Annotated in this window: 4 protein-coding genes; 3 read left to right on the forward strand and 1 reads right to left on the reverse strand. The window is 34.9% G+C overall.

Annotated features, from left to right (window positions below; translation table 11 throughout):
* The first annotated feature begins 461 nt into the window (after positions 1 to 461).
* The 3 genes from PX700_RS21610 (at position 462) to PX700_RS21620 (ending at position 3,199) form a co-directional block, all read left to right on the forward strand.
* On the forward strand, positions 462 to 1,514 hold the full coding sequence (locus PX700_RS21610) for an integrase domain-containing protein (protein WP_479521902.1): 1,053 nt from the start codon (positions 462 to 464) through the stop codon (positions 1,512 to 1,514).
* Positions 1,515 to 1,516: 2 nt separating this feature from the next.
* Positions 1,517 to 1,948, forward strand: coding sequence for a hypothetical protein (locus PX700_RS21615; RefSeq protein WP_479521903.1), 432 nt, complete (start codon positions 1,517 to 1,519; stop codon positions 1,946 to 1,948).
* A gap of 300 nt (positions 1,949 to 2,248) precedes the next feature.
* Positions 2,249 to 3,199 carry a replication initiation protein gene (locus tag PX700_RS21620; RefSeq protein WP_479521904.1) on the forward strand — a complete coding sequence of 317 codons (951 nt, stop codon included), beginning with the start codon at positions 2,249 to 2,251 and terminating at the stop codon, positions 3,197 to 3,199.
* 95 nt (positions 3,200 to 3,294) lie between these two features.
* Here PX700_RS21620 and PX700_RS21625 read toward each other — a convergent pair whose 3' ends face one another.
* Positions 3,295 to 3,543: a hypothetical protein gene (locus tag PX700_RS21625; RefSeq protein WP_479521905.1), complete on the reverse strand. Its 249-nt coding sequence runs from the start codon at positions 3,541 to 3,543 to the stop codon at positions 3,295 to 3,297.
* Between the last annotated feature and the right edge of the window lie 695 nt (positions 3,544 to 4,238).

Here is a 4,238-nt window from a genome sequence, read left to right on the forward strand (position 1 = left end):
TATTCAGAAGAACAGACAAACATAAATTTTTAGTTTGTTTTCACGTTCTCTTAATAAAAACCACTTTGCTTACAAAGTTAGCAACATAATTATGTTGTTGTGCTTTGTCATATCTGCAAAAAAACTCCAACCATTCAGATCTTAAAAAAGATCTATTTCAACACCATCTCGAAAAGTTGCTAATGCACTTTTCTTTGTCTTCGTCACTATGTCGAAGACAAAGTGACGAAGGCTATCAACCTACAGAACAATTAACTAAATAAATGATTTTTAAGTAAAAAACAACCAAGAAACGCACGAAATAGAACGAAACAAAAAATAGAAACACGTAGAAACAAAGTAAATACGCAATAAAAACAGCAGCTCACTGTCAAACTGAAGCATTTTACACTTAACGAATAGCTGTTCTGATGTCGCTGAATACTCAAAATCGAACTTAGAAAGCACAAAAAAAGAACAAAATGATGATAACAACATGTCGATCTGAACGTGCGAATCCCGATGCCCGAAATTTCGGGCTCGGAAGCAGAGATCCAGCTCAAGCTGCTGCAAACGCAGCGCGTGAGAGCTTCAACAAAGACAAAATTGGGGGTTTAACAGAAAATCAGCAAGCAAATCACTTTAAAGATTTTCTCAATTATCACGCTGAAAATGACAGTTACATAAAGGATCTGCGTGACATAGAAATCGAGCATATTGACAAATATGCTGAAAATCTTGCTGATCGAGTTAGTAATGAAGAAATCGTAGCTGGCACTGCTTCAAACTATTTATCGTCAGTAAATAGCTTGATGTCTCAGATAGCCGGACACGTCGAATTACATTCAAAATCAGCGGCCGCGTATGGAATACCAGGGCGCACAGGTATTGCGAAAGAAGATAGAGAAGTAACAGGATCACAACCTGCAGAAGTAAAAGAAAATCTAAGTGAACATCATGCAGCAATGCTCGATTTACAGCGCGCAATTGGTCTCAGATTCGAAGAATCAGCAAAATTCGATGCTGTATCAGCTTCAATAAACATCGAAGCCTGCGCATCTTCAATATTGATTGAAGATGGTACGAAAGGTAGTCGAGTTCGATTTGTAGAACTGTCAAATGAAGCAAAAGATGCTGTTTTTAATGCTGCTGAAATACAACAAAACGCGCGTTCCATGATACCAGCAGATCTTTCTTATCGAGAATTTAAAAACGAATGCTATAACGCGATGAGAAAAGAAGATATCTCGCATCACGATCTGAGACACACATATGCTCATGAACAGTACAGAGCGGCATGGGAAGAGAAAGGCTTTAAAGATATCGAGCCTCCGATTCGTGCTGATATCGAGCCACCAGCAGCTTCTGATAGTTCTGACATGCAACGTTATATAAATGAGCGCATTACGTATTTAGAAGAAAAAACGGGATTAAGTAGAAATGAAGTGCGGGAGCTAGAAAAAGAAATTCGACTTGAGATATCTGAAAAATTGGGACACTCAAGGCCTGAGATTACTAATAACTATTTGGGATAAGAATGAAAAAATTAGAACTTGAGTTTAGACAAAGAGCGAAGCACTGGAGAAGCAAAGGTGGTAAAAAATCGGGCAAAAAAAATTATAATACTGCTTTAGCGATAATTAAGTCACTTAAAGAACATCGAGATGAGATTACACAACTTGAGTCGATTTCAAAAAGAGACATCTATTGCTATTTAGATCGAATGCTACAAAAGAACAGAGCTGATTCAACAATCTATGAACACACTTTAATAATTGAAAAAATCTGGCACTCAGTTTTGAATAACTCAATCAAGCTAAAGTTTAACGACAATATTAAATTAGCGATAGAACGTAGATTAACTACTGTATCGAACAGTAGAGCGAAAAGACTCGAAGAAAGAACTGTTGAAAAGATTGATGAAGAAATTTTTGAATGTAAAAAGCGCATTATTAAACTAGAAAAATAAAAGAAAAGTGTGATGTTAAACTCAAAACATGATTTTTAAATTAACGTTAATTAGTAAATAAAATCAAATTAAACGAAGTTTATTTGTTTTGTTTCTTGTTTCTTGTTTCTATTTCAAGCAACTTAACGCATTGAAATTTATACATTTTAACGGTTAAAACCCACCAAATTAACGGTTAAAACCCACCAAATTAACGGTTAAAACCCACCAAATTAACGGTTAAAACCCACCAAAATTACGGTTGAATAAGTTTGGTTCCACCGTTATTATTTACACCTATTTTTTAATTTGGTGTAAGTTGTGTCGTTAACAATTGTGAATTCAAATGAACTAGTTGAAGCTGCTTATTCTTTGAACTTAGATGAAATGAGATTACTCTTTTTAGCGATGAGTAAAATTGATAGCTTAAAATCAGAGCTTAAAGAAATTGAGATATTACCATCTGAATTTGTACGTCTTTTTAATGTTGACTCTAAGAATGTTTATCGTTCTTTACGAGTTGCCGTAAAAGGTATCGGAAGGAAACCATTAGTCTTACCTGTCGCTGACTCAAGTAGAGTAAGAGAATTGTTTTGGTTATCTTCTAATGAGTACGATAATGCAGATTACGGCACCTCAATAAAAATGACATTTAACCCAGAACTTGCACCATATCTAGTCGATATTAAACAAAATTTCACATCTATTAAATTTGAAGAAGCTGCGAAGTTAACCTCCCCGTTCTCATATCGTTTGTACCAATGGTTTAATGAAGCTAAGAATTTAAATTCTTCAAAAGAAAATGGAACTATAAAAGTGTCTTTAGATCTGGAATGGATGAAAAAGCAATCTGGATTAGAGGGTAAATATGAAAGATGGGATGTATTTAAAGCTAAAGTAATAAATCCCGCGGTTGAGCAAATTAATGCAAAAACAGATATTTCTGTTATCTGGAAACCGGTAAAAAATGGAAGAAAAGTAGATGCTATCCAGTTTAATTATGTTCTTGAAAAAGATGAATCATGCATGAAACCGCTCCGCCCACGCCTTTTCCGTCGACCGAAATTTCTGAAAGGTTCGCACGAAGAAGGGGTTTGGATGCGTAAGAACTTAGCTGTACTTCTTGAGTATGAAGTACAGTTGAAGCAGTACGATAATAAAGAAAAATTAGCGTTAGCTGATTTGCGTAAAATTGCAGAATACGCATCTATTTGTGATAAAATTACCGAAAATCGCGTTAGAAATGAGATCGAATCACGAACTAAGAAGTGATGTTGTCACAAAAAATGCCGCTAATTTTAGCGGCATTTTCGGTTCGTGATACGAGCGTTATGTAAAATGCGCTCTATCATTTTAAATGGAGGATTTTATCCTAATTTGACGAGGACAAATAGCACAATACCAATTAAACATAGTTGTAAAAAAAAGGTAGCAATAATCTTTTGAGAGAGCTTCTTTTCTAATGTTGCTAACTTTTTAATTATTTGCACTTCCGTTATTGGGTCTACTTGATCAATGGAATTTTGAATACCCTTAGCAATTCCTAATGCTTCCTTTTCAGGTATTCCCGTTACTTTAAGATGTTTAACTAAAGCGGAAATATCAACTCTTATCATTATACTTATCAACCTATCTTTTAAGATATTGTGATATTATCAAAGTTCTATTTATTAAAAAATAAGTTAGATAAAAGCTGACCCCATTCACTTAAGCATAAAAAGCTATGCTTATTATGCCCCTTATGTTAAATCCGTAAGTTAGCCTATCAAAACGATGCTTTCGCAGCCTCAGAAGCCTACAGTGCCGCTTTTCAGATATAAACCACACCGATATACCCCAAAGCACGTTTGAAAGTTTATGACGCTTTCAGTGCAATTTACAGGACAATAAAATCTCGAACCGGTTCATTTAATAATTACCCTGTAACGCCTATTTTTAGCACTTATCATTACTGTAAATTGGAATTCATTAAAATTCATCACGGTTTAATGAATTCTAGATATGAATGATACAAATATAGAAAACTGTTTTAAATATATAGAAATCTGTCACTACAAAGAGTTTAAGTTTGACAACATTTTACAGCAATGAGATGCTCGCTATATAAATTTACAACTGAGTCGTTCTGGTTGTAAGCTCTTTCGGAGTAACGACAACTTTCTTCTATACGCTAATGCGTATATATCACACACCCTTGAAGTGTGGCCCGTACAGTCGGGAGCGGATACCCTATAGCTATCTTATCAGCTACATACCAAGACCAATATCTAAACCGCAGTGAGTAGTCTTGCCACGGTTTAGATACGTCAAA

The sequence above is a fragment of the Pseudoalteromonas sp. TP27 genome (genome assembly GCF_056470645.1).